Annotated in this window: 22 protein-coding genes and 1 pseudogene; 14 read left to right on the top strand and 9 right to left on the bottom strand. The window is 54.0% G+C overall.

Annotation, left to right across the window (positions count from 1 at the left end):
• Positions 1-20: 20 nt before the first annotated feature.
• On the bottom strand, positions 21-353 hold the full coding sequence (locus ACP2AV_RS00985) for a hypothetical protein (protein WP_426370782.1): 333 nt from the start codon (positions 351-353) through the stop codon (positions 21-23).
• Between the two features lie 16 nt (positions 354-369).
• Between ACP2AV_RS00985 and hemJ the strand changes: the two genes are divergently transcribed.
• From hemJ to ACP2AV_RS00950, 7 genes are all read left to right on the top strand, one after another.
• Positions 370-822, top strand: coding sequence for a protoporphyrinogen oxidase HemJ (gene hemJ / locus ACP2AV_RS00980; RefSeq protein WP_426370781.1), 453 nt, complete (start codon positions 370-372; stop codon positions 820-822).
• 120 nt (positions 823-942) lie between these two features.
• On the top strand, positions 943-2,214 hold the full coding sequence (rho, locus tag ACP2AV_RS00975) for a transcription termination factor Rho (protein WP_426370780.1): 1,272 nt from the start codon (positions 943-945) through the stop codon (positions 2,212-2,214).
• A 27-nt stretch (positions 2,215-2,241) separates the two neighbouring features.
• On the top strand, positions 2,242-3,528 hold the full coding sequence (gene mnmE, locus ACP2AV_RS00970) for a tRNA uridine-5-carboxymethylaminomethyl(34) synthesis GTPase MnmE (RefSeq protein ID WP_426370779.1): 1,287 nt from the start codon (positions 2,242-2,244) through the stop codon (positions 3,526-3,528).
• Between the two features lie 2 nt (positions 3,529-3,530).
• Complete coding sequence (gene mnmG, locus ACP2AV_RS00965; protein ID WP_426370778.1) at positions 3,531-5,405, top strand: tRNA uridine-5-carboxymethylaminomethyl(34) synthesis enzyme MnmG; 1,875 nt, start codon at positions 3,531-3,533, stop codon at positions 5,403-5,405.
• On the top strand, positions 5,402-6,025 hold the full coding sequence (gene rsmG, locus ACP2AV_RS00960) for a 16S rRNA (guanine(527)-N(7))-methyltransferase RsmG (protein WP_426370777.1): 624 nt from the start codon (positions 5,402-5,404) through the stop codon (positions 6,023-6,025). The genes mnmG and rsmG overlap by 4 nt, the downstream gene beginning before the upstream one ends.
• Positions 6,018-6,812, top strand: a complete 795-nt coding sequence (locus tag ACP2AV_RS00955; protein WP_426370776.1) for a ParA family protein — start codon at positions 6,018-6,020, stop codon at positions 6,810-6,812. Before rsmG ends, ACP2AV_RS00955 begins: the two co-directional genes overlap by 8 nt.
• 2 nt (positions 6,813-6,814) lie before the next feature.
• Positions 6,815-7,705 (top strand): ParB/RepB/Spo0J family partition protein, encoded by an 891-nt coding sequence (locus ACP2AV_RS00950; RefSeq protein ID WP_426370775.1) that lies wholly within the window; start codon positions 6,815-6,817, stop codon positions 7,703-7,705.
• Here the strand turns inward: ACP2AV_RS00950 and hemW are convergent.
• The 4 genes from hemW to rph are packed head-to-tail and all read right to left on the bottom strand — an operon-like array spanning position 7,702 to position 10,540.
• Positions 7,702-8,841, bottom strand: a complete 1,140-nt coding sequence (hemW, locus tag ACP2AV_RS00945; RefSeq protein WP_426370774.1) for a radical SAM family heme chaperone HemW — start codon at positions 8,839-8,841, stop codon at positions 7,702-7,704. The genes ACP2AV_RS00950 and hemW overlap by 4 nt on opposite strands.
• 13 nt (positions 8,842-8,854) lie before the next feature.
• Entirely contained in the window at positions 8,855-9,217 is a 363-nt protein-coding gene (locus tag ACP2AV_RS00940; protein ID WP_426370773.1) for a hypothetical protein, read from the bottom strand.
• Positions 9,214-9,831, bottom strand: a complete 618-nt coding sequence (gene rdgB, locus ACP2AV_RS00935) for an RdgB/HAM1 family non-canonical purine NTP pyrophosphatase (protein ID WP_426370772.1) — start codon at positions 9,829-9,831, stop codon at positions 9,214-9,216. The genes ACP2AV_RS00940 and rdgB overlap by 4 nt, the downstream gene beginning before the upstream one ends.
• Positions 9,824-10,540: a ribonuclease PH gene (rph, locus tag ACP2AV_RS00930; RefSeq protein ID WP_426371336.1), complete on the bottom strand. Its 717-nt coding sequence runs from the start codon at positions 10,538-10,540 to the stop codon at positions 9,824-9,826. The genes rdgB and rph overlap by 8 nt, the downstream gene beginning before the upstream one ends.
• Positions 10,541-10,662: 122 nt before the next feature.
• On the opposite strand from rph, the gene hrcA reads away from it, so the two are divergent.
• Both hrcA and ACP2AV_RS00920 read left to right on the top strand, forming a co-directional pair.
• A complete protein-coding gene (gene hrcA, locus ACP2AV_RS00925) occupies positions 10,663-11,727 on the top strand; it encodes a heat-inducible transcriptional repressor HrcA (RefSeq protein ID WP_426371335.1) in 1,065 nt (354 codons plus the stop codon).
• Positions 11,728-11,737: 10 nt separating this feature from the next.
• Positions 11,738-12,298 carry a nucleotide exchange factor GrpE gene (locus ACP2AV_RS00920; protein WP_426370771.1) on the top strand — a complete coding sequence of 187 codons (561 nt, stop codon included), beginning with the start codon at positions 11,738-11,740 and terminating at the stop codon, positions 12,296-12,298.
• On the opposite strand, the gene mutS is transcribed toward ACP2AV_RS00920, so the two are convergent.
• Positions 12,295-14,910, bottom strand: coding sequence for a DNA mismatch repair protein MutS (mutS, locus tag ACP2AV_RS00915; protein ID WP_426371334.1), 2,616 nt, complete (start codon positions 14,908-14,910; stop codon positions 12,295-12,297). The two genes, ACP2AV_RS00920 and mutS, sit on opposite strands and share 4 nt — an antisense overlap.
• A 173-nt stretch (positions 14,911-15,083) precedes the next feature.
• Here mutS and ACP2AV_RS00910 point away from each other — a divergent pair, with 173 nt between their 5' ends.
• Positions 15,084-17,345 carry an NADP-dependent malic enzyme gene (locus ACP2AV_RS00910; protein ID WP_426370770.1) on the top strand — a complete coding sequence of 754 codons (2,262 nt, stop codon included), beginning with the start codon at positions 15,084-15,086 and terminating at the stop codon, positions 17,343-17,345.
• 12 nt (positions 17,346-17,357) lie between these two features.
• Positions 17,358-18,242, top strand: coding sequence for a ribokinase (locus tag ACP2AV_RS00905; RefSeq protein ID WP_426370769.1), 885 nt, complete (start codon positions 17,358-17,360; stop codon positions 18,240-18,242).
• A 219-nt stretch (positions 18,243-18,461) separates the two neighbouring features.
• On the opposite strand, the gene ACP2AV_RS00900 is transcribed toward ACP2AV_RS00905, so the two are convergent.
• Positions 18,462-19,688 (bottom strand): argininosuccinate synthase, encoded by a 1,227-nt coding sequence (locus ACP2AV_RS00900; RefSeq protein ID WP_426370768.1) that lies wholly within the window; start codon positions 19,686-19,688, stop codon positions 18,462-18,464.
• Between the two features lie 304 nt (positions 19,689-19,992).
• On the opposite strand from ACP2AV_RS00900, the gene ACP2AV_RS00895 reads away from it, so the two are divergent.
• Both ACP2AV_RS00895 and ilvA read left to right on the top strand, forming a co-directional pair.
• Positions 19,993-20,565 carry a hypothetical protein gene (locus tag ACP2AV_RS00895; protein ID WP_426370767.1) on the top strand — a complete coding sequence of 191 codons (573 nt, stop codon included), beginning with the start codon at positions 19,993-19,995 and terminating at the stop codon, positions 20,563-20,565.
• Positions 20,558-21,808, top strand: coding sequence for a threonine ammonia-lyase IlvA (gene ilvA, locus ACP2AV_RS00890; RefSeq protein WP_426370766.1), 1,251 nt, complete (start codon positions 20,558-20,560; stop codon positions 21,806-21,808). The genes ACP2AV_RS00895 and ilvA overlap by 8 nt, the downstream gene beginning before the upstream one ends.
• A 3-nt stretch (positions 21,809-21,811) precedes the next feature.
• On the opposite strand, the gene ACP2AV_RS00885 is transcribed toward ilvA, so the two are convergent.
• Entirely contained in the window at positions 21,812-22,147 is a 336-nt protein-coding gene (locus ACP2AV_RS00885; RefSeq protein WP_426370765.1) for an Hpt domain-containing protein, read from the bottom strand.
• Between the two features lie 214 nt (positions 22,148-22,361).
• Here ACP2AV_RS00885 and ACP2AV_RS00880 point away from each other — a divergent pair, with 214 nt between their 5' ends.
• Positions 22,362-23,567, top strand: a complete 1,206-nt coding sequence (locus ACP2AV_RS00880) for a PP2C family protein-serine/threonine phosphatase (protein WP_426371333.1) — start codon at positions 22,362-22,364, stop codon at positions 23,565-23,567.
• Between the two features lie 26 nt (positions 23,568-23,593).
• On the opposite strand, the pseudogene ACP2AV_RS00875 reads toward ACP2AV_RS00880, so the two are convergent.
• Positions 23,594-23,998: pseudogene (locus ACP2AV_RS00875) on the bottom strand (NUDIX domain-containing protein); the annotation flags it as partial.
• Positions 23,999-24,065: the final 67 nt, after the last annotated feature.

Here is a 24,065-nt window from a genome sequence, read left to right as displayed (position 1 = left end):
GCTGGTAAGTTAATGTGGAGTTAATGGTCAAACCGGGTGTTTAACGAAATCTTATGGTTTTGTTTACATTCTGTATCGCTATTTTCCAGTGTTGGCTCTCGCTCCGTGTGGCTATGGATAACCTGCAGCCGGTGCCCGAAAGGTCTTGGTTTTCCCATTCTATCCACACCGGCCATATTTTCAATGATTTGATTTACATAGATTTTATCGGCATCTTGATAAATTGGCCCAGATATTTTAGGTGCCAGGTGTCGCAAGACAACTTGGTGGACAACAATATAATCCACGGTATCCACAGGGCCTACTAAGACAACAATCTTTACTTTCTTTATATTTATTAATGATGTCTTCATGGGCGAAGGAGGAATGATGAGCGATCTGCTTGTGGCAATCTACCCTTGGGTGAAGACCCTGCATGTGATCGCTGTCATCTCGTGGATGGCAGGTCTGTTCTATCTACCCAGGCTTTTCGTAAGACATTCTGAGAGCGTAGAGCAGGGAAGCAAGACGGATGATCTGTTTCAACTCATGGAATTGAAGCTGCTGCGCGTGATCATGAACCCTGCCATGATCGTCGCTTGGGTTTGTGGTCTGATCATGGTGTTTACGCCCGGGGTGATCGACTGGTCTTGGGGTTGGCCGTGGGTCAAGGCCGTCGCGGTGATTGCGATGACCTGGTTCCACTATTGGTTGAGCCAGAGGCGCAAGGACTTCATTGCCGGGCTTAACCGGACCTCAGGCAAACAGTACCGACTGATGAATGAAGTTCCGACGCTTCTCATGATCGTTATTGTAACAATGGTTATCGCCCGTCCGTTCTAAAGATATCGTTGACTCTGGTCCTGCCGGGTTTTATCCAGCCTCTAAACGGCCGTCCGGCCGCCTGTTTCCCTTGATAATAGCAATGCAGTGGCCTGTTGGCCCGTGCGCGTAGGTATTCCAATGACCGAAAATAGTTTGCAGCTGGCCGAGCTGAAGGCAAAGACGCCGAAAGATCTGCTCGACATGGCAGAAGAGCTGGAAATCGAAAACGCCTCTACCATGCGTAAGGGTGATATGATGTTTTCCATTCTCAAAGAGCGGGCAGAGGACGGTTGGGAGATTTCCGGGGATGGTGTCCTGGAAGTTCTTCAAGACGGCTTTGGCTTCCTGCGGTCGCCCGAAGCGAATTACCTGTCGGGTCCCGATGACATCTACGTTTCACCTGACATCATTCGTCAGTACGCGCTTCGTACAGGCGACACCGTCGACGGTGTCATCCAGGCCCCCTTGGAGAACGAGCGCTACTTCGCGATCACAAAGGTCACGTCGATCAACTTTGAGGAACCCGAAAAGGCCCGTCACAAAGTCAGCTTTGACAACCTGACGCCGCTCTATCCCGATGATCGTCTGAAAATGGAGATTGAGGATCCTACGATCAAGGATCGTTCTGCGCGGATCATCGATCTTGTATCGCCGATCGGGAAGGGCCAGCGATCGTTGATTGTTGCTCCTCCGCGGACGGGTAAGACGGTCTTGTTGCAAAACATCGCGCATTCGATCGAAACGAACCATCCTGAATGCTATCTTATTGTTCTGCTGATCGACGAGCGCCCCGAAGAAGTGACCGACATGCAGCGGTCGGTGAAGGGCGAGGTGATTTCCTCGACCTTTGACGAACCGTCCACACGTCACGTTGCGGTGTCCGAAATGGTCATCGAAAAGGCAAAGCGCCTGGTTGAACACAAGCGAGATGTCGTCATCTTGCTTGACTCGATCACACGGCTTGGTCGCGCGTTCAATACGACCGTACCCTCATCTGGCAAGGTCCTGACCGGCGGTGTGGATGCGAATGCACTTCAGCGCCCGAAACGGTTCTTTGGCGCAGCGAGAAATATTGAAGAGGGCGGTTCCCTTACGATTATCGCAACGGCTCTGATCGATACTGGCAGTCGGATGGACGAAGTCATCTTTGAGGAATTCAAGGGAACTGGTAACAGCGAAATCGTGCTTGACCGCAAGGTGGCAGACAAGCGGGTGTTCCCCGCTATGGATATCCTCAAGTCCGGTACGCGGAAAGAGGATCTGCTTGTTGATGCCAAAGATCTGCAGAAAACCTATGTTTTGCGCAGGATATTGAACCCGATGGGCACAACGGATGCGATCGAGTTCCTGATATCGAAGTTGAAGCAAACCAAGACGAATGCCGAGTTCTTCGACTCGATGAACGCCTAATTATTACCTTATAACAATGTGTTAGGTATGAATACGATCTTTGCTACCGCTACCGCACGCGGGCGTGCAGGAATAAGTGTGGTCCGGATTTCCGGGCCACAGGCGTTCTTGGCAGTTGAAAAATATGCGCGCCCGCTTCCCGAAATGAGGAAGGCGGCGTTACGCAAGTTTTGTCGTGATTCTGAGTTTATCGATGAATGTCTGGTGCTGTGTTTCAACGAAGGATCCAGTTTTACGGGTGAGCCCGTCGTTGAATTTCAAATCCACGGCTCCATAGCTATAGAACGCGCTGTTCTGTCGGCTCTTCAAGACCTTCCAGGGTTTCGGTTGGCCGAGCCTGGAGAGTTTTCCCGTCGGGCGCTGATGAATGATCGGATGGATTTAGCCCAGATTGAAGGCTTGGGTGATCTGATCGAAGCCGAAACCGAAGCCCAACGAAAACAAGCGTTGAAACTCTTTTCGGGTGCTTTGGGCGAGCGTGCGTCAAAATGGCGAAAGGAACTCATTCGGGCAGCAGCGCTTCTTGAAGCAACTATCGACTTTGCCGATGAGGATGTTCCGGTGGATGTATCGCCGGAAGTAATGGATTTGCTTGCGCGTGTGTCGGACGACATCTCGGACGAAATACAAGGATCAGGCGCGGCAGAGAGAATACGAGAAGGATTTGAAATTGCCATTGTCGGGCCACCGAATGCTGGCAAGTCTACTTTACTGAATGCGCTTGCAGGGCGCGATGCTGCTATCACATCAGAAATCGCCGGGACGACGCGCGACGTCATTGAGGTGCGGATGGATCTTGGTGGATTTGCTGTGACGTTGTTGGATACTGCAGGTTTGCGCGAAAGTGATGATGTGGTTGAATCCATAGGTGTTTCCCGGGCGATTGAGCGGGCCAAATCGGCAGATCTGCGATGGTTTCTTTCGGAAGAAGGGGACCCAGAGAGCTTTGGGATCGGTAAGGCACATGATCTGTTTGTGACATCCAAGGCAGACTTGAAGGGCACGTCGGGTTTGTCGATTTCAGCAGTGACCGGATTTGGAATCGAAGAACTTATTGCAGAAACACTAAAACGACTTGAACAAATGGCCTCTGGGGCTTCAACTGCGGCGAACCAACGCCAACGCCATGCCTTGGAGTTGGCAAATGCCGCTTTGGCAAACGCTCGAATCGAAGTATCACGGGGTCCTGATTTCTCCGAATTGGCAGCAGAGGAGATCAGAACTTCAGTTCGGACGTTAGAAGCGTTGGTCGGTCACGTGGATGTCGAGCATGTCCTCGATGAAGTGTTTTCGAGTTTCTGTCTTGGAAAATAGGGATGTTTCACGTGAAACATTATGATTTCGACGTTATTGTCATAGGGGCCGGGCATGCCGGTTGTGAAGCGGCGGCAGCGGCAGCACGGATGGGGCGCAACACGGCACTTATCACAATGTCTGAAAAAGACATTGGCGTCATGTCATGCAATCCGGCGATCGGCGGGTTGGGTAAGGGCCATCTTGTCAGAGAAATTGATGCGCTGGACGGTGTCATGGGTCGTGTGGCTGACCAAGCCGGCATCCAATTTCGTTTATTGAACCGTCGAAAAGGCCCGGCAGTACAAGGCCCGCGCGCGCAGGCGGATCGAAAGCTGTATCGTCAGGCGATGAAGAATGAAATTGCACGAACAGAAAATCTCAGCGTCATTTTTGGAGAAGTTACCGAAATTTTGACCGTAGGCACCGTAGTGACAGGTGTAAAACTCAGAGATGGCACTAAGTTCTCGTCTGGCGCAGTAATATTAACGTCTGGAACATTCCTGAATGGCGTCATTCACATTGGTGATGACAGTTTTCCGGGCGGGCGCATGGGCAATAGAGCCTCGCGTGGCTTGGCGGATTGCATGCTGAATTTCGGTTTGAAAATGGGGCGATTGAAAACAGGCACGCCGCCCCGTTTGGATGGCCGCACGATCAATTGGGACCTTGTAGCAGAACAGCCAGGGGATACCGATCCGGTGATGTTTTCGTTTCTGAATTCAAAACCACAGGTTCGCCAAGTTAGCTGTGGCATTACTCATACCAACTCAGCAACCCACGACATAATCGCTTCGAACATCGAACGCTCTGCCATGTACGGGGGGCATATTTCGGGGGTCGGACCAAGATATTGTCCATCAATAGAAGACAAGATCGTTAGGTTCGCAGATAAGGAATCGCATCAAGTATTTCTGGAACCAGAAGGCCTCGACGATCATACGGTTTATCCCAACGGTATATCGACTTCGCTTCCCGAAGATGTCCAGCATCGGTATGTACGTACCATTCAAGGGTTAGAAAATGTCGACATCCTTCAACCGGGCTACGCGATTGAGTACGACTATGTCGATCCAAGAGGACTCAATCGAACCCTAGAGTTGCGAAGCATTCAGGGATTGTTTCTTGCGGGTCAGATTAATGGGACGACCGGGTATGAAGAGGCGGCGGCGCAGGGCTTGGTTGCTGGCCTGAATGCGTCCACCATTTCCAGTGGCGAAGAGCCAATTATTTTTGACCGTACAAACTCGTACATAGGGGTTATGGTCGATGATCTTGTGACTCGTGGTGTTAGCGAACCGTATAGAATGTTCACGTCGCGCGCGGAATACCGGCTATCTCTGAGGGCAGACAATGCCGATCAGCGCCTGACGCCTTTAGGCATCGATTTGGGTTGCGTGTCGAAAACAAGAAAATCTACTTTCTTAACCAAACTGGACAAGCTGAACTCGGCGAAAGACGCTCTGACATCCAGGACGCTGACATCAAAACAACTGAACGACTCTGGATTCAAGGTTAGCGAAGATGGGAGCCGCCGCAATGGTCTGGAGCTTTTGGCTTTCCCAGATTCTGATTTCGATCAAATTAGTGAGTTATTCCCTGAAGTTACTGGATACCCTGATGAAATCAAGCAGCAGATAAAGCGAGACGCGACTTACGCCCAATATGTCGAGAGGCAGTTGAAAGATGTAAAGGCCCTCCAACGGGATGAGGGTGTCGTTATACCATTGGATTTTAATTATGAATCCATGAGCGGACTTTCCAATGAGTTGGTGCGAAAGCTGACGTTGTCGCGACCAGAGACGATTGGGCAAGCCCAACGCATTGAAGGAATTACACCTGCGGCGTTGGTCTTGATCTTGTCGCAAGTCCGCAAGGTTCAAAAATACTCGGCATGACCTCGGAAGATGAATTCTTTTCTTGCGTCGATGTTTCACGTGAAACAATGGAACGCTTTCGCGGCTACTCCCGTCTTCTTGAACGCTGGAATACAAAAATCAATCTTGTTGCGCCATCGACGCTGCCGGCTCTTTGGTCACGGCACTTTCTGGATTCTGTTCAATTGTGGGATTTGGCACCAGATCCCCTAACCACATGGATGGACTTGGGTTCAGGAGGGGGTTTCCCAGCCCTTGTCTTGGCGATTCTGGCAAAGGAAAGAAGCCCAAAAGTGGTATTTCAGCTGGTAGAATCCGATCAACGAAAAGCAGCTTTTCTAAGAACCGTCGTCAGAGAAATAGACCTCAATGCTGACGTCACCGCTGACAGGATTGAATCCGTAAAAAAATGCTCACCGAGTGTGATTTCCGCCCGTGCCCTGGCGCCACTGTCAAAGCTTCTTGAATATGCATACCGACAACAAGACGAACACACCGTGTGTTTGTTCCCGAAAGGCAAAGCCGCGCAACATGAGGTTGAGGAAGCCCGGAAAACATGGGATTTCTCAATGATGGAATTTGCTAGCAAGACCGATCCCCAGGCAACGATCCTGAAAATTGAGGAGATTAAGCGTGCCTGATCCCACCCGTCGTCCGCTGCCCAGAATTATTGCGGTCACGAACCAAAAAGGTGGTGTCGGAAAAACCACTACAACAATCAATCTGGGGGCGGCGCTTGTAGAATTGGGCAAACGCGTACTTCTGGTCGACCTTGATCCTCAGGGAAATGCGTCAACCGGGCTTGGTGTCGATGATCGCAAAGCAACGACCTATGACTTACTCTTGGAAGATACCCTGTTGTCAGACGTCGTCCACCGCACTGATATTGAAGGCCTTTTTATATCTCCAGCCACAACTGATCTAAGCTCTGCTGATATGGAGATGGTGGCGTTGGAGAAAAGAAGCCATCTTCTTCACGACGCGTTACGTCAGCCTGCGATCGACGATTATGCATTGGATTATATCCTTATAGACTGCCCGCCGTCGCTGAACCTGCTCACGGTCAACGCCATGGTTGCTGCAGATGCTGTATTGGTGCCTTTGCAATGTGAATTTTTCGCACTTGAGGGCCTGTCGCAGCTCATGCTGACAATCCGCGAGGTTCGGCAAACGGCCAATCCAAAACTCCGGATTGAGGGCGTTGCTCTTACAATGTATGACGCAAGGAACAACCTGACCTTGCAAGTTGAAGACGACACACGACAGACCCTCGGGGATCTGGTTTTCAAGACCGTAATTCCGAGGAATGTCCGGGTGAGTGAAGCACCGTCTTTCGCGATGCCGGTTTTGAATTATGACCCGAATTCTCGGGGTGCAAAAGCTTATCGCGCGCTTGCAAGAGAAGTGGCTACCAGAGGGAAAAACTAACAATGGCGAATAAAAACCAGAAATCCCGAGGGTTAGGGCGCGGCTTGTCAGCGCTAATGGCCGATGTCGTCCCGGAAAGCGAATCGTCCGATCAGCCTGCCAAACCAGAACGCTTCCTACCCATAGAAGCCATCGCACCCAATCCCGATCAGCCGCGGCGCCAATTCAACGAGGCAGATCTGCGTGATCTGTCTGAATCCATTAAAGAAAAAGGTGTTATTCAACCTCTGATCGTACGGCCGGCGCCCAGGAACGGCGGCCAATACCAGATTGTGGCGGGCGAACGTCGGTGGCGCGCATCACAATTGGCCCAGCTGCACGAATTGCCGGTCATTGTCCGCGATTATACGGACGTAGAAGTGCTGGAAATTGCGATCATTGAGAATATCCAGCGTGCCGATCTAAACCCGGTTGAAGAAGCCACGGGTTATCGACAATTGATGGATCGGTTTGGCCATACTCAGGAAAAACTGGCCGAGGCGTTGGGTAAGAGCCGGCCGCATATTGCAAACCTGCTCCGTCTTTTGACATTACCGGACGAGGTTCTGGACCTTTTGAAATCAGGTGAAATTTCAGCCGGTCATGCACGCGCCTTGGTGACATCTGATGATCCAGTTTCGCTGGCGAAAAAAGTCGTTTCCAAAGGACTATCAGTTCGCGCGACGGAAGCATTGGCCAAAAAGGGCAATAACCCAACCCAGGCAGCCAAACCCAAACCTAAATCCATCAAAGAGAAAGACGCCGACACTCGGGCGTTGGAATCCGACCTTTCGGCTGCTTTGGGCATGGCGGTAGCTATTGACCACCAACAAGGCGCGCAGGCAGGTGAAATCACCATTTCCTATAAGACATTGGACGAGTTAGACGACCTATGTGGGAAACTTTCGGCCTAAGTCAGAAGCCGCGAGAGAATAGCGTTGAGCAATGGGCGGCCTTCGTTTGTGATCGACAGTCGCGTGCCGTCCAGTAAAAAGTGATTTTGTTCTAAATGCTTGATATTATTTAATATTTCTGTCTTTCCGCTAGGCAGATCTGCCAGATCGACACCCTTATCGATCCGCAGGCCCATCAAAAGGCGTTCTGTAACAATGTCTTTCGCCGACAAAAGGTCGAACTCCTGATCGGCGTTTCCATGTTCGGCTGCATCCAACCAATGACGGGGCATTGATTTGGAGACTGTTGCAAATCGTTGCCCGCCTATTGTCAGTCGCCCATGCGCGCCCGGTCCGATGCCAGCATAGTCGCCGCCGCTCCAGTATAGTAAATTGTGACGGCTTTCTTGCCCGGGCAACGCATGGTTTGATATTTCATAAGCAGGAAGACCTGCTTGTGACATCATCTCCTGGGTCGTGAAATACATGTCCGTAGACAGGTCTTCATTTGGCAAGCCACGCAGCATACCGCGGGCAAACCGATCCCCGAAAGCGGTCCCATCTTCGATTGTCAGTTGATAAAGTGACATATGGCCCGAGCCGATTTCGAGCGCGCGGCTCAACTCTTCCCGCCACGCATTCAGTGATTGGTCTTGGCGGCTATAGATCAAGTCGAAGCTTACTCGGTCAAAAATCTCCTTGGCAATGTCGAGAGCCGCAAGCGCCTCCTCAGTAGAGTGCAGGCGCCCCAACCGCTTCAAATCATCCTGAACCAGAGCCTGCACGCCAATTGACACGCGGTTTACGCCGACGCGCTGGTATTCTTCAAAACGCGAGACTTCGACAGACCCCGGATTGGCTTCCAGCGTGATTTCAATGTCGTTTGCGAACGCCCACTGCTCGCGTGCAGCGTTGATGATTGCGCCGACAGTTTCACCTTCCATCAATGATGGTGTCCCACCGCCGAAATAGATCGTGTTCAATACACGCGGGCCAACCAGTTTGCCTACACGCGCAATTTCTTTCCGAAACGCTGATCGCCACGCCGATTGATCAACTGACGCCTGGACATGCGAATTGAAGTCGCAATAGGGGCATTTGGACTGGCAGAACGGCCAATGCACATAAAGGCCAAATTCGGTATCTAGAACCGCCACCAAGCTTCCCCGCCTACACAGTCACTTCAGTTATGGTTTTCATCGCTGAATTTACGCAGCCACCATCGATCAATATCGCGTCCGGGTATATGCCCCCAGGCGCGGCCCTGCGGACCAGACCCATCCGTTCAACATATGCCGAATCGATGGAGTCGAAGTTCACGCCATCCAAATCCTTGGCATCGAAACCCCTATCGCCAACAGCTACTTTGCATGCATTTGCGGTGCTTTTTGCCTGATTAGAGCCGTTTTGGCAGAGCTTTCCACCCTCAGGCCCAGGCGTGGCGCGGATAGATACCGTTTCACCCGGAACGAAGGCGCCGGAACAGCTAAACGCTGGTTCGTGGGGCAATCCGTTCAAGGCAAATCGTTTCATTCACTTATGGTTTCGAGGCTGGCCAGCAATTTGCCAAACGCGTCCGCACGGTGACTCATCCCATGTTTCTTGGCTGGATCCATTTCACCAAACGTCTCGGTTTCCCCGTCCGGCAAGAAAATGGGATCAAACCCAAAACCATTGTCACCCCGCATTGGCCAGACCAGACGCCCTTGGACGAACCCTTCGAAGATCTCGTCATGGCCATCCGGCCACGCCAAGCACAGGGTACAGCAGAAACGAGCGGTACGAGGCTCTGCGATGTTCTTTTCTTCGAGCAATGACCAGACCTTATTCATCGCCATCGGAAAGTCGCGACCATTTGGTGTTTCCGCCCAATCGGCTGTGTACACGCCTGGCGCGCCTTGAAGTCCGTCGACCATGATGCCGCTGTCATCGGATAGGGCCGGAAGCCCGGTTTCGCGCGCGGCAAAGTGGGCCTTGATGCGCGCATTTCCCACAAAGGTATCTTCGGTTTCATCCGGCTCGGGCAAGCCGAACGAACTGACCGAAAGAACGTCAATTCCCAATGGTTCCACCAAAGCGGCGATCTCGCGCAATTTGCCGCTATTGTGTGAGGCCAAAACCAGCTTTTGCCCTTCGAGCTTACGCATCCACAGCCGCCTTTTGCGCCGCTACCAGTTCGGATACCCCCTTTTCGGCAAGATCCAAAAGGGTGTCCAACTGGTCCCGCGAATAGGTTGAACCTTCGGCCGACATCTGGGTTTCGACCATTTGTTTTGAACCAAGCAAAATGAAGTTTCCGTCAACGCCGGCTTCGCTGTCTTCGGGATAATCCAGGTCGAGCACGGCCTGCCCACCGTAAATCCCACAACTTACCGCTGCGACGTGGTCCAATAGCGGGTCAGATTGAATATCACCGGCCTTCAAGAGCTTGTTCACAGCAAGGCGCAGCGCGACCCAACCGCCAGTAATAGACGCACATCGGGTGCCGCCATCGGCTTGGATGACATCACAATCGACCGTTATCTGACGTTCACCCAAGGCCGACCGATCGACACCTGCCCGAAGCGATCGCCCGATCAAGCGTTGAATCTCAACCGTCCGACCGCCTTGCTTGCCCGTTGCCGCTTCGCGCCGCATGCGGGTATTCGTGGCACGCGGCAACATTCCGTATTCTGCGGTCACCCAGCCAAGGCCGGTATTTCGCAAGAAAGGCGGAACGCGCTCTTCGATGGTCGCGGTACACAGAACATGCGTGTCACCGCAACGAATCATGCATGACCCCTCGGCGTGACGTGTGACGCCGGTTTCGATGTTGATCGGACGCATTTCATCGAGTTGACGGCCAGAAGGTCGCATAACAGTTCCTTTCATTCGGTTTCCTGGATCACATACGCGTGCATGGTTTGGACACGCAACCCCGATTGACCTTTGCATCTGCGCGACATTTACTATCTGACAACCAGATCACCATGAAACCGATGACTGAGCAGCAAAACTTGTTTTCTGATATGAATGACCGCTCGCGCGAAGTGTTTCGGCGCGTCGTCGAGGGGTATTTGAATACAGGCGAACCTGTCGGATCGCGGACACTGACGCGCGAGATGAACGAAAAAATCTCTGCGGCGACGGTCAGGAACGTGATGCAGGATCTTGAGTTCCTCGGTTTGTTGAACAGCCCCCATGTCAGTGCCGGACGGGTGCCAACGCAATTGGGCTTGCGCATGTTCGTCGATGGGATGATGGAAGTCGGTGACCTGGACAAGGTCGAACGAGAGAAAATTGAAACCACGCTTGGAACCGAACGCGGGAACGATGGTACCATGTTCGACCGCATCGGATCGGCTTTATCAGGCCTGACGCAGGGGGCATCCCTTGTTTTGGCGCCGAAACACGAAGCCCCGATCAAGCATATCGAATTTGTGAGCCTTGCCCAGGACCGAGCATTGGTCGTTTTGGTATTTGCGGATGGCAACGTGGAAAACCGGGTCTTTACGCCTTCGCCAGGCCAAACGCCGTCATCAATGCGCGAAGCCGCAAATTTCCTGAATGCTTTGGCCGAAGGCCGTACCGTTACCGAACTGCGGCAGATTATTGAAAAAGAAGTCAATGATCGGCGTCAGGAAATCGACGTGCTTGCCAAGGATCTAATCGAAGCCGGTTTGGCTGTCTGGTTGGATAGTGAAGATTCTTATGATCGATTGATTGTGCGGGGCCGCGCAAACCTGCTTGGGGATTCGGCTGACGAAGCGGATCTCAACCGGATCAAGGTGCTTTTTGACGACTTGGAAAAAAAGCGCGACATCGCACAATTTCTTGAACACACAGAAGATGGTGAAGGCGTCCGAATATTTATTGGCTCGGAAAACAAGCTTTTTTCACTTTCGGGTTCCTCTTTGGTTGTCTCTCCCTATATGAACTCGGATCGAAAGATAATCGGTGTCGTTGGCGTGATCGGACCGACACGGCTAAATTACGGCCGGATCGTTCCTATCGTCGACTACACGGCGCAACTGGTTGGCAAACTGCTTTCCAACCGGACGTGAGAGGAAAGAAATGTCAGAGCACAAAGAAGAGTACGAAGACAGCAGCGCAGCCTTGGACGCTATGGCCGAAGAGGGTCCTGTCGATGGTGAGGATAACCTGGCAGAGGATGAACTCGAGGCACTGCGCGCCGAGCGTGATGACCTTTATGAGCGATTCATGCGCGCATTGGCTGATGCTGAGAACGCACGCAAGCGCGGCGAAAAAGACCGCCGGGAAGCGGAACAGTACGGCGGTTCAAAACTGGCACGTGACATGCTGCCTGTGTTCGACAACATGAAGCGCGCAATTGAGGTTATCACACCCGAACAACGCGAAGCTCAGGCGTCCTTGATCGAAGGTATCGAACTGACGATGCGCGAGCTGCTGAATGTCTTCAAGAAGCACGGAATCGAACCTATTTCGCCAGAAATCGGTGACAAATTCGATCCGCAAATTCACGAAGCGATGTTTGAAGCCCCGTTACCAGACACCAAGGCGGGGGAAATCATCCAGGTGACCACCGTCGGTTTCATGTTGCATGACCGTTTGCTGCGGCCTGCCCAGGTCGGGGTGAGTTCGACGCCGGGCTAGTTTCGGGCCAGCCCCTTCAGTTCATAGATCAGATTCAGAGCATCGCGCGGGGTGAGTTCATCCGGCGCGATTTCTTTTATCCGCGTCTCTAGTTCGCTTTCCTGTGAAGAAGGGGCTTCAGAAACCTGCGGCGCAGCCGAGAAAAGGGGTAAATCGTCTATGATAGCCTTTGGGTTGGCGCGGGTTTCGGGTCGATCGTCTTCCAACGCCGCCAAGACAGATTGCGCACGCTCGATCACGGCTTTGGGAAGTCCGGCAAGCTTGGCAACCTGAACGCCGTAGGATCTGTCCGCCTTGCCGCGCACAACTTCATGCAGGAATACAACCTCGCCTTCCCATTCCTTGACTTTGACTGTCGCGTTTTGTGCCCCGTCAAGCTTGTCGGACAATGCAGTCATCTCGTGGTAGTGGGTGGCGAACAGAGCCCGGCATTTATTGACATCATGAAGGTATTCCAACGTTGCCCAGGCAATGGACAAGCCGTCATAGGTCGCCGTGCCGCGCCCAATCTCATCCAGTATCACAAGCGCACGGTCATCCGCCTGGTTTAGAATTGCGGCGGTCTCGACCATCTCGACCATAAAGGTCGATCGTCCTCGGGCAAGGTCATCGGACGCACCGACGCGGCTGAAAATCTGACTGACCAAGCCGATGTGGGCTGCATCAGCTGGTACATAGGCCCCAGCTTGGGCCAAGAGGGCAATCAACGCATTTTGGCGAAGAAACGTCGATTTGCCGGCCATGTTCGGTCCGGTCAAAAGCCAAATCGCTGCAGTTCCCTGTCCTTCGGCTAGCGTACAATCGTTGGGCACGAACCGGTCTCCGCCCTGCTTGCGAAGCGCCTGTTCAACAACGGGATGTCGACCTTTTTGAATTTCGAACGCACGGCTATCGTCCACCACGGGACGAACCCAGTCCTCATTCCGGGCGATTTCGGCCAACGCAGCGGTCAGGTCAATTTCAGCAAGGGCACGCGCAGTGTCGTGGATGTACGCAGCGCGGTCCAGGATTTGGTCTTTCAAGGCGGAATAGAGACGTTTTTCAATATCCAACGCGCGCCCACCAGCATTCAAGATCTTGGTCTCTAACTCGCTCAGTTCAACAGTTGTAAAGCGAACTGCATTTGCGGTCGTTTGGCGGTGTATGAACCGATCACCCTTGGTCAACATTTTGTCGGCATGGGTGGCCGTGACTTCGATGAAGTAGCCTAAAACGTTGTTGTGCTTGACCTTGAGTGCGTTGATTTCTGTCTCGGTCGCGTATTGCTGTTGCAACGACGCAATTACACCGCGCCCTTCGTCGCGCAGCGTCCGGCTTTCGTCCAAATCATCGTCGTATCCCGGTGCGATAAATCCGCCATCACGCACCAGAAGGGGGGGTTCGTCGACAAGCGCGCTATCAAGAAGATCTGTCAGGGTGTCGTGGCCGCGTAGTGCCTGTTTCGCAGATACGAAAAGATCAGGGACGTCCTCAGAAATCGCTTCGGCGATGTCACAGGCCTGACCAAGCCCATCCCGGATCGCGGCCAGGTCCCTAGGCCCGCCACGGTCCAGTGCAAGCCGCGACAGCGCCCGATCGATATCGGGCACTTTTTGCAACAGGTCTCGCAGCCTTGATCGCAGAGCATCGCGCGACAGCAGGAAATCAACCGCGTTGTGCCTTGCCGATATCGTTGCCAAGTCGCGCGACGGGCTGGACAAGCGACGCTCGAGCAAACGTGCCCCCGCAGATGTGATCGTCCGATCAATCGCCGAAAGGACAGATCCAGTCCGACCACCGGACAACGCATGTGTAATTTCCAAATTTCGTCTGGTTGATGCATCTATGTGCACCGCACCTTTTTCCGCTTCTTTGATCGGCGTCTGAAGCAGAGGCAGTTTGCCTTTTTGCGTTATCTCAAGGTAATCGACGATGCCGCCCAAAACCGCCAGTTCTGCGCGCGTGAATTGTCCAAACGCATCCATCGACGCAGTCTTGAACAAAGCACTCAACTTTGTCGATGCGCCAGCGCTGTCGAACGATCCCCTTGCAAGAGGTGTCAACGACGCGCCAAATTCAGACACTAAACCGGCCAGATCAGCCTCAAGCGCGTCAGGCAAAATCACTTCGCGTGGCGCAAGCCGGGCAAGCTCGGGTCCTAGGCGACTGCGGTCGCATTGCATCACACGCAGTTCCCCGGTGGATATATCCACCCAAGCCAGCGCGCCGGTGCCTCTCACCTCGGCGTAGGAGGCCAGGAAGTTGTGGCGACGGGCATCCAACAGGCTGTCTTCTGTCAGTGTTCCAGGCGTCACCAACCTGACCACGTCGCGTTTTACCACCGATTTTGAGCCGCGTTTTTTTGCTTCGCTGGGGTTTTCCATCTGCTCGCAAACCGCCACGCGAAAGCCCTTGCGGATCAGGGTCAAAAGATACCCTTCGGCAGCATGGAAGGGCACGCCGCACATGGGTATATCTTCGCCAAGATGTTTGCCCCGTTTGGTCAGGGCAATGTCCAGCGCACCCGCCGCCGCAACAGCGTCGTCGAAAAACAATTCATAAAAATCACCCATCCGATAGAACAACAGAGCATCGGCGTATTGCGCTTTGAGCTCAAGATATTGCGCCATCATTGGCGTGACAGTGGCCTTTGCGACGGTCACGGTTTGCCCCCCAGACTGGTCGTTGGCGGATAGGTTACCGATGGGATGAGTGGGGTAAAAGGCCAAAACATCTTTTGTTTGTGGCGCGCGCAGCGAGCCGCTAAAAGCCGTGAAGCCAAAAGGTTTAGGAGGCCGAAAGGGACATGTCGAAGTCACGCATTACATCGGAAGAGGCTTTGGCCTTTCATCTTGAGCCGCGCCCCGGCAAGTTCGATGTGTCACCGTCTGTGCCAATGGCCACGCAACGGGATCTTTCCCTGGCCTATTCGCCCGGCGTTGCCGTTCCGTGCGAAGCCATCGCAGCGTCGCCGGAAACCGCCTATGACTACACAAACAAGGGCAATCTTGTCGCCGTGATCACGAACGGTACTGCGGTCCTGGGGTTGGGAAATCTTGGTGCTTTGGCGTCCAAACCTGTGATGGAAGGCAAGGCGGTGCTGTTCAAACGGTTTGCCGACGTGAATTCGATCGACATCGAACTGGACACCACGGACGTGGACGAATTCGTCAATGCGGTTCGGCTGATGGGCCCCACGTTCGGTGGGATCAATCTGGAAGACATCAAGGCGCCCGAATGCTTTATGATCGAGCAGCGCCTGAAAGAAGAAATGGATATCCCCGTTTTCCATGACGATCAGCACGGGACTGCGGTGATCTGTGCGGCAGGTTTGATCAATGCCCTTCACCTGAGCAGCAAAAAGATCGAAGACGTCAAAATTGTACTGAACGGGGCAGGGGCCGCCGGAATTGCGTGTATCGAACTGTTGAAAGCCATGGGCGCCAAGCACGAAAACTGCATCGTGTGCGACACAAAGGGCGTAATCTATCAGGGCCGTACCGACGGCATGAACCAGTGGAAGTCGGCACATGCCGTAACGACAGAGTTACGCACCCTGGAAGAGGCGATGACAGGCGCAGACGTCTTCCTGGGGGTGTCCGCCAAAGGTGCGGTTACATCGGCCATGGTCGCCAGTATGGCGGACAATCCGGTGATCTTTGCCATGGCGAACCCGGATCCCGAAATCACGCCGGAAGAAGCCCACGAAGTGCGCGAAGACGCAATTGTCGCGACCGGTCGCAGCGATTACCCGAACCAGGTCAACAATGTCCTTGGTTTCCCGTATCTTTTCCGTGGTGCCTTGGACATTCATGCACGTGCCATCAATGACGAAATGAAAATCGCTTGCGCGCGTGCTCTGGCTGAACTGGCCCGTATGGATGTCCCGGATGAAGTCGCTATGGCCTACGGTCGTAAACTGGCGTTCGGGCGAGATTACATCATCCCAACCCCTTTCGATCCGCGTTTGATCTATATAATCCCGCCTGCGGTGGCCCGCGCCGGGATGTCGACAGGCGTTGCGCGGCGGCCAATCGTCGACATGGAAGGCTACGAGCATACGCTCAAAGCGCGCATGGATCCGACAGCCCAACTTCTGCAGGGTATGTATGCCCGCGCACGAAGCGCACAGGCCCGCATGATCTTTGCCGAAGGGGATGACCCGCGGGTATTGCGCGCGGCCGTGGCCTATCAACGCGCTGGTCTTGGAAAGGCAATTGTGGTCGGGCGCGAACAGGACGTGCGGGAAAAACTCACCGCGGATGGTCTGGCCGACGCGGTTCCAGAACTGGAAGTGGTCAACGCCGCGAATACGCCCGACCTGACAGAGTATAAAGAGTTTCTCTATGACAGGTTGCAGCGCGCGGGGCATGACAAGCAAGATATCCATCGATTGGCAGCGCGCGACAGGCACGTATTTTCGTCCTTGATGCTGGCCCATGGTCATGGCGATGGCATGGTCACCGGCGCGACGCGGAAATCGGCGCATGTCCTGGGCCTGATCAACCATGTATTCGATGCGTCCGCGAAAGATGGTGCGGTCGGCATGACGGCAGTGTTGCATAATGGGCGGATCGTGCTTGTCGCGGACACGCTGGTTCACGAATGGCCTGACGAACATGACCTGGCCGATATCGCCACCAACGCGGCCAAAGTTGCGCGTGAAATGGGTCTCGACCCGCGTGTGGCCTTCGTTTCATTTTCGACGTTCGGCTATCCCAAATCAGAACGCGCCGAAAAGATGCACATTGCGCCGAAGATCCTCGACGATCGGAAGGTCGATTTTGAATACGATGGGGAAATGACCGTCGATGTGGCTCTGAACCAAGACGAAATGGCCAAATACCCGTTCTGTCGCCTTTCCGGGCCGGCGAATATCCTTGTCGTGCCAGCGCGGCACTCGGCGTCGATTTCGGTCAAGCTCATGCAAGAAATGGCTGACGCGACAGTCATTGGCCCGATTTTGACCGGCATTGATAAGCCGGTACAGATCTGTTCGACTGTTTCGACCGTCAATGACATCCTGAACATGGCGGTCATGGCTGCCTGCAAGGTGGGCCAAAAGTAAGGAGACGGGCCGATGACGATTTATTGCCTCGGCTCAATCAACATCGATAACTTCTATGCCGTGCCGCATCTTCCGGCGCCCGGTGAAACCATCGTTTCATCGGAGTTTCGGCAAGGACTGGGCGGCAAGGGCGTGAACCAATCGGTCGCGGCCAACAAAGCAGGTTCTGAAGTACGCCATGTCGGCGCGGTAGGTCGCGCGGACGATCGGGTGCTCAATTGGCTGCAAGATCTGGGCTTGAACACTGATTGGATTGCCAGAATTTCTGAAACCGAAACCGGCCACGCCAATATTTCCGTTGATGCGCACGGAGAAAACGCAATCGTCATCGCAGCTGGTGCCAACGCCACAGTTCGCGCCGATCATCCGGTTGTGCGCCCAATATTGGACCGTCTAGATGCCGAGGTGACATCGACGGATACGCTGATGCTGCAAAACGAAATCCCTGCTCAGCCAAGACTGGCCAAGGCCTGCCGCGACAAGGGCGCGCGGGTGATTTACTCGGCGGCGCCATTCGAAGGACGCGCTGTTCGCGAAATACTGCCCCACATCACGACGCTGGTCGTGAACGCTGTGGAAGCCGAGCAGCTATCAGCAGAGTTAGAGACTGATATTGCGCAAATTCCAGTGCCGCAACTACTGGTCACGCGCGGCCCTGATGGGGCCGAGTATCACAGTGACGGACAGGTATTCCACGCACGTCCGGTTGCCGTAGAGCCGGTCGACACGACCGGCGCCGGGGATACGTTTGCTGGTTATTTCGCGGCTGGTTTGGATCAAGGGATGTCGATTCAGCAATCGCTGGATCTTGCGGCCAAAGCGGCGGCTCTGAAAGTCACCCGACGTGGGACAGCAGACGCCATCCCGACACGGGCGGAAGTAGACGCTTTCAGGTAATACGCGCGGCGTGAAATGCGCATGCTACTGCGTTGACGCCCGCGGTTACCAAAGATCAACGTGTTTCGAACTGTGTGGTCAGCGTCGAAATGATCACCACAGCTGAGACCTGTGGCGAGGTGCTGCGGGCCACGGAAGCTGTGACGTGAGCTGCGTCAAAAACATATGGAAGCGGGGCGGCCAGCGTATGGGCCGCCTCCGCACTTTTATTTCGAGGCTTTATTTGCCAAGCCGCCGGTTTCTTGCGGCCAGCAATTTCAGGCGAAGAGCGTTGAGCTGTATGAACCCGGCCGCATCCTTCTGGTCGTATGCGCCTGCGTCGTCTTCAAACGTTACATGCGCTTCGGAATAAAGCGAATGGTCTGACCAGCGCCCAACCGTCCGCGCCATTCCCTTGTAAAGCTTGAGTTTCACAGTGCCGGTTACGTGCTCTTGGCTCTTGTCGATCAGGGCTTGCAGCATTTCGCGCTCGGGGCTGAACCAGAAACCGTTGTAAATCAGCTCGGCATAGCGTGGCATGATTGAATCTTTCAGGTGGCCAGCGCCACTGTCCAGAGTGATCTGTTCGATCCCGCGGTGCGCTTCGAGCAAGATCGTACCACCGGGGGTTTCATAGATCCCCCGCGATTTCATACCGACGAAACGGTTTTCCACGAAATCCAGGCGTCCGATTCCGTGTTTCCGGCCGTACTCATTCAACTCGGTCAAAATCGTCGCAGGCGACATGGCCTGCCCGTTGATCGCGACCGCATCCCCTTTTTCGAAAGTGATTTCAACGAATTCCGGTGTATCGGGCGCGTCTTCGGGATTGACGGTACGCTGATACACATAATCGGGGGCATCCTGCGCCGGATCTTCCAAAACCTTGCCTTCGGACGATGTATGCAACAGGTTTGCGTCAACGCTGAAAGGGGCTTCGCCGCGCTTATCCTTGGCGATCGGGATTTGGTTTTTCTCGGCGAAATCGAGCAGCTTGGTCCGGCTGGACAGGTTCCATTCGCGCCACGGTGAAATCACCTTGATGTCTGGGTTCAGCGCATAGGCGCTAAGTTCAAAGCGCACCTGGTCATTGCCTTTGCCAGTCGCGCCATGGGCAACCGCATCAGCGCCGGTTTCGGCAGCGATCTCAACCAGGCGTTTGGAAATAAGCGGGCGGGCGATTGATGTGCCCAACAAGTACAGCCCTTCGTAAAGGGCATTTGCGCGGAACATCGGAAAGACGAAATCGCGAACGAACTCTTCGCGAACATCCTCAATGTAGATGTTTTCTGGCTTGATGCCCAACAGTTCGGCCTTGTGTCGGGCCGGATCAAGTTCCTCACCCTGGCCCAAGTCAGCCGTGAAGGTCACGACCTCGCAGCCATATTCGGTCTGCAGCCATTTCAGGATGATCGAGGTATCAAGGCCGCCCGAATAGGCGAGCACAACTTTCTTGGGTGCTGACATAGGTCATTTCCTTCGCTGAACGCGTATCGCGGCGCGGATATCGGGTTTTCGCACGACAAGCAAGGTTTGGCCCTTCGGCTTGTGTTTTCGCGCCAATTGATCCCATATTCCGCCACCCAAATGCAGGCCAATTGATATGTCACCCATCCTTATCCTCGGAAAATCGTTTCGCTCCATCGCAGGCAACCTGGTGGAGGCTGTCCAAATATCAGGGCTGATCTGGATCGGTCTTCTGGCATCGCAAATCGTATTCAGAGCGATTTTTTCCCCTATGGGCGCGGTGCAATCGCAGGTGCCAATCCTATTGAATGCCGCGTTTGCTGTCGCTGGCAGCGTTTGGATATCTGTGGCCTGGCACAGGTTTTTGTTGTCGGGCGAGCGCCCAACGGGGGTTGTGCCGGTTTGGAATGCATCAAGGTTCTGGGGCTATCTGAAAACGTCGCTGGTTGTGGGTCTACTGTTGACCGGCATACTCTTTGCGGTTGTGTTGGTCGCCAGTATGGTGGGATCCGGTCTTGCAGCTGGCGGGCAGATCGGTGCGTCCATGGCGTTTGTGTCTTTCTTGACTGGGTTAATCCTGAACTTCGTTTTTCTTCGGCTCGGGCCTCTCTTTCCGGCGGTGGCAATTGGCGAGAAGATGAGATTTCCCGAAGCATGGCGGCGCACCAAACCCATTGCAGGTGCGTGCGCTGCGCTGGCGTTGATATCGTCATTCGTGATGCCACTTTACGTGAGCTTGCTCGCCAGCATTGGGCCGGGATCTCTGGCGGGGCTGATCATTGAACTGGTTCTGGGATGGATGATCTTGATGTTCTCGGTTTCTGTTCTGACCACCATTTATTCAGCGACCGCGCCGAAGGATAATCCGAATGGCTGACTCGTTTTCCCAGGCTGCGCGTGCGGCAACGAATGAACTAAGGCAGTTGTTCGAACCGACCCCTTTGCAGCGAAATGATCATCTTTCAGCGCAATATGGCGCCGAAATATGGCTCAAGCGCGAAGATTTGACGCCCGTGCGCAGCTACAAGCTGCGCGGTGCATTCACGGCAATGGCGGCAGTTCTCGCGCAGCGATCCGACCAGAAAGTCTTTGTATGTGCCAGCGCGGGAAACCATGCGCAGGGCGTTGCGTTTGCCTGCCGCCATTTTGGCGTCACAGGGGTGATTTTCATGCCGGTGACAACGCCGGAACAAAAAATTGCCAAGACGCGGATTTTTGGTGGGGACAATATCGAAATCAGGCTGGTTGGTGACTATTTCGACGACACATTGGCGGCGTCGCAGGGCTATTGTGCCGAAGCGGGCGGACATTTCCTTGCGCCGTTTGATGACGCAGACGTCATACTTGGCCAAGCGTCGGTCGGGGTAGAGATCTTGGACCAGCTGGGGAAAGAACCGGATATCGTTATTCTGCCGGTCGGCGGCGGCGGGCTATCGGCTGGCCTCACCAGGCTTTTCCGGGAAACTGGGGCCGCGTCCAGCTTTCGCTATGTCGAGCCTTTCGGGGGGGCCAGTTTGACGGCTGCGCTCGCGCACGGGGCGCCAGAAACGCTGGAATCGGTCGACAGCTTTGTCGATGGCGCCGCAGTTGCCCGCATAGGTGCTTTGCCGTTCGAAACCTTGAAGAACGTCGCGATGGAACACGTTATTCTATCGAAAGAAGACAGCCTTTGCGCGACCATGATCGACATGTTGAACGTCGAAGGGATCGTATTGGAACCCGCGGGCGCATTGGCCATAAACGCGTTGGAACAGATCAAAGATCAGGTAAAAGGGAAAACCGTGATCTGTGTGACGTCAGGGGGCAATTTCGATTTCGAGAGGCTACCGGAAGTCAAAGAACGCGCCCAGAGGTTCCTTGGACGCAAGAAGTACTTCATTCTCAGACTGCCGCAGCGCCCAGGTGCCCTGCGCGATTTCTTGGGGCTTCTCGGACCGCATGATGATATTGCCCGCTTCGAATATTTAAAGAAGTCCGCGCGCAACTTTGGATCGGTGCTGATCGGAATAGAAACGACGTCGCCCGATGCTTTCGAGGCGCTTTTTTCGCGGCTCGACAACGCGGGGTTCGTCTACCGTGATATCACCAACGACGACACGGTCGCGCAATTCATCATCTGACGATCAAGCCGCAGAGGGAAATTTTGCACAGCCTTCGACGAAGGCCGCGCGGGATTCATCGAAGGTTTCCACAACAACCGAGACATCGACGTCTTCCGGATGACCAGAGGCGGACATTTGTTCGCCTTTTTGGCAAAGCAGAGAGAACACAGTCAAGCCCAGGTTCAGTGCGCTGCCTTTCAGAAAGTGCAGATCTTCTTCGAGTGTGGAAAGATCGGGATCTGAACGCAGCCTGGCTATCGTTTCGTCAACTTCTTCCAGGAAAAGTTCGACAACTTCGTTGAAGGCTTCGGACCCGACTTCGTTTCGAAGTTCTTCAACCCTTTGCCAGTCAATCATAGGATATCCTTCCATGCTCGTTGGCATGTTAACAAAGTCGAGTGAACGAATTCTTAAGGCCTGATAACCATCAAAAATTTTAGGTTTAAGCCCTCCTTAAACAGGGGCCCGTACAAGGACATCAACATTCATCGTAGGCTGTGAATTTTTGGCTGTCCCTGTTTACCAAACCGAAACGCCCCACGCTGCGCCGAACGAAGGCGCAGTCAGCAAGGTGTTGATTGTAGATGACAGCAAGGCGCAGCGACGGATTTTGTCGTCTTACCTGAACCGTTGGGGGTTCACAGTCCTAGAAGCTGCATCGGGTATGGAAGCTCTGGACGTGGTGAACCAGCAGAACGTCGATCTGATTGTCAGCGATTGGATGATGCCGGGAATGGATGGAATCGACTTTTGTCGTGAATTTCGATCTCAGGACCGCGATTCCTATTCGTATTTTATCCTGTTAACCTCCAAGAGCGAAAAAGCCGAAGTTGCGCGCGGTTTGGATGTCGGGGCAGATGATTTCCTGACCAAGCCTGTGTCGGGCGACGAACTGCTCGCTCGCCTCCGGGCGGGTGAACGCATTCTCAAAATGCAGCGCGAGCTCACCGAAAAGAACGACCTTCTTACAGACACGCTGAAACAAATTTCCAGTCTCTATGATTCCCTCGACCGGGATTTGGTAGAAGCGCGCAAACTTCAACAGTCCCTGGTTAGAGATAGGTTCCGTGATTTCGGCCCAGCTCAGGTATCGCTGTTGCTGCGCCCCAGTGGTCATGTTGGAGGTGATTTGGTCGGCTTTTTTCAAATCGGCAAAGACCAGGTTGCGTGCTATTCGATTGATGTCTCGGGCCACGGTGTTGCCTCTGCGCTCATGACCGCCCGTTTGGCGGCATACCTTTCAGGTTGGTCGCCCGAACGAAACCTTGCCATGACGCAGGATAAAAGGGGCAAGTATTTCGCAAGAAGCCCATCCGAAGTGGCGGAACGCTTGAACTGCCTTCTGTTGGAAGAAATGGAGACCGAACACTATTTTACGATGATTCTGGCCTACTGTAACGTGCGAACGGGTCAGGTACGGATGACCCAATGTGGTCATCCCCACCCAGTTGTTCAGCGGGCAAACGGGAAAGTTGAATATGTTGGTAGCGGGGGGTTGCCGATCGGGTTGATCCCCGACGCAGTTTACGAGAATTTTGAAATCCAGCTTGATGCCGGAGATCGGGTGCTCTTGTATTCCGACGGGATCACAGAATGCCCCGACGGGCAGGGCCATATGCTGGAAGAAGACGGGCTAACCACAATCCTGAAAAAGCATCATGAACTTCCGGGAACGGCCTTTTTCGAAGCCATGTTGTGGGATCTGAACAATTTTGCGCGCAACAAGGATTTCCCAGACGATATATCCGCCCTTTTTCTGGAATTTTCGGCACCCTGACCAGTCAGGGCGCGCAAGACCGCACGATCCCCGTCCCCAGCCAACAAACGGATCGCCTGCGCGGGTGTTGTCCAGAAAGGTTCGTGAGCAACATCGGTTGGCGCACAAATCTTGTGAACCGGCCAGGCCAAGTACACGTGGCAAATCTTTTCAGCCATTATGTCATAGTCCGCCATGAACACGTGGCGGCGATAGGTTCCGAGCCGCCGCACTGGCTTGATCCGCCATCCGGTTTCTTCGATGACTTCTCTGTGCAACGCGGCGATCGGACTTTCGCCGGGATCTATGCCGCCACCAGGTAGCTGGAATTCTGGTTCCGGCGACACCTGAGAGGTCAGCAAAATTCTATCGTCACGAAGGAGCACCGCGTAAGAACCCGGACGCTGCTTGTAGTGCGTGCCCCTTTTCCAAGGACCACCAAACCTCGACATCATGCCTGTTGCCCTTTCGCTCGTGCTTGGGTTGCCTATATAGGGCGGTATGCCAATGCCGGCTGCG

It is taken from the genome of Aliiroseovarius sp. PTFE2010, assembly GCF_049943335.1.
Classification (GTDB): Bacteria; Pseudomonadota; Alphaproteobacteria; order Rhodobacterales; family Rhodobacteraceae; genus JBNFVY01.
The sequence above is the reverse complement of the archived record's forward strand: the minus strand, read 5'-3'. Positions and strand labels throughout refer to the sequence as shown.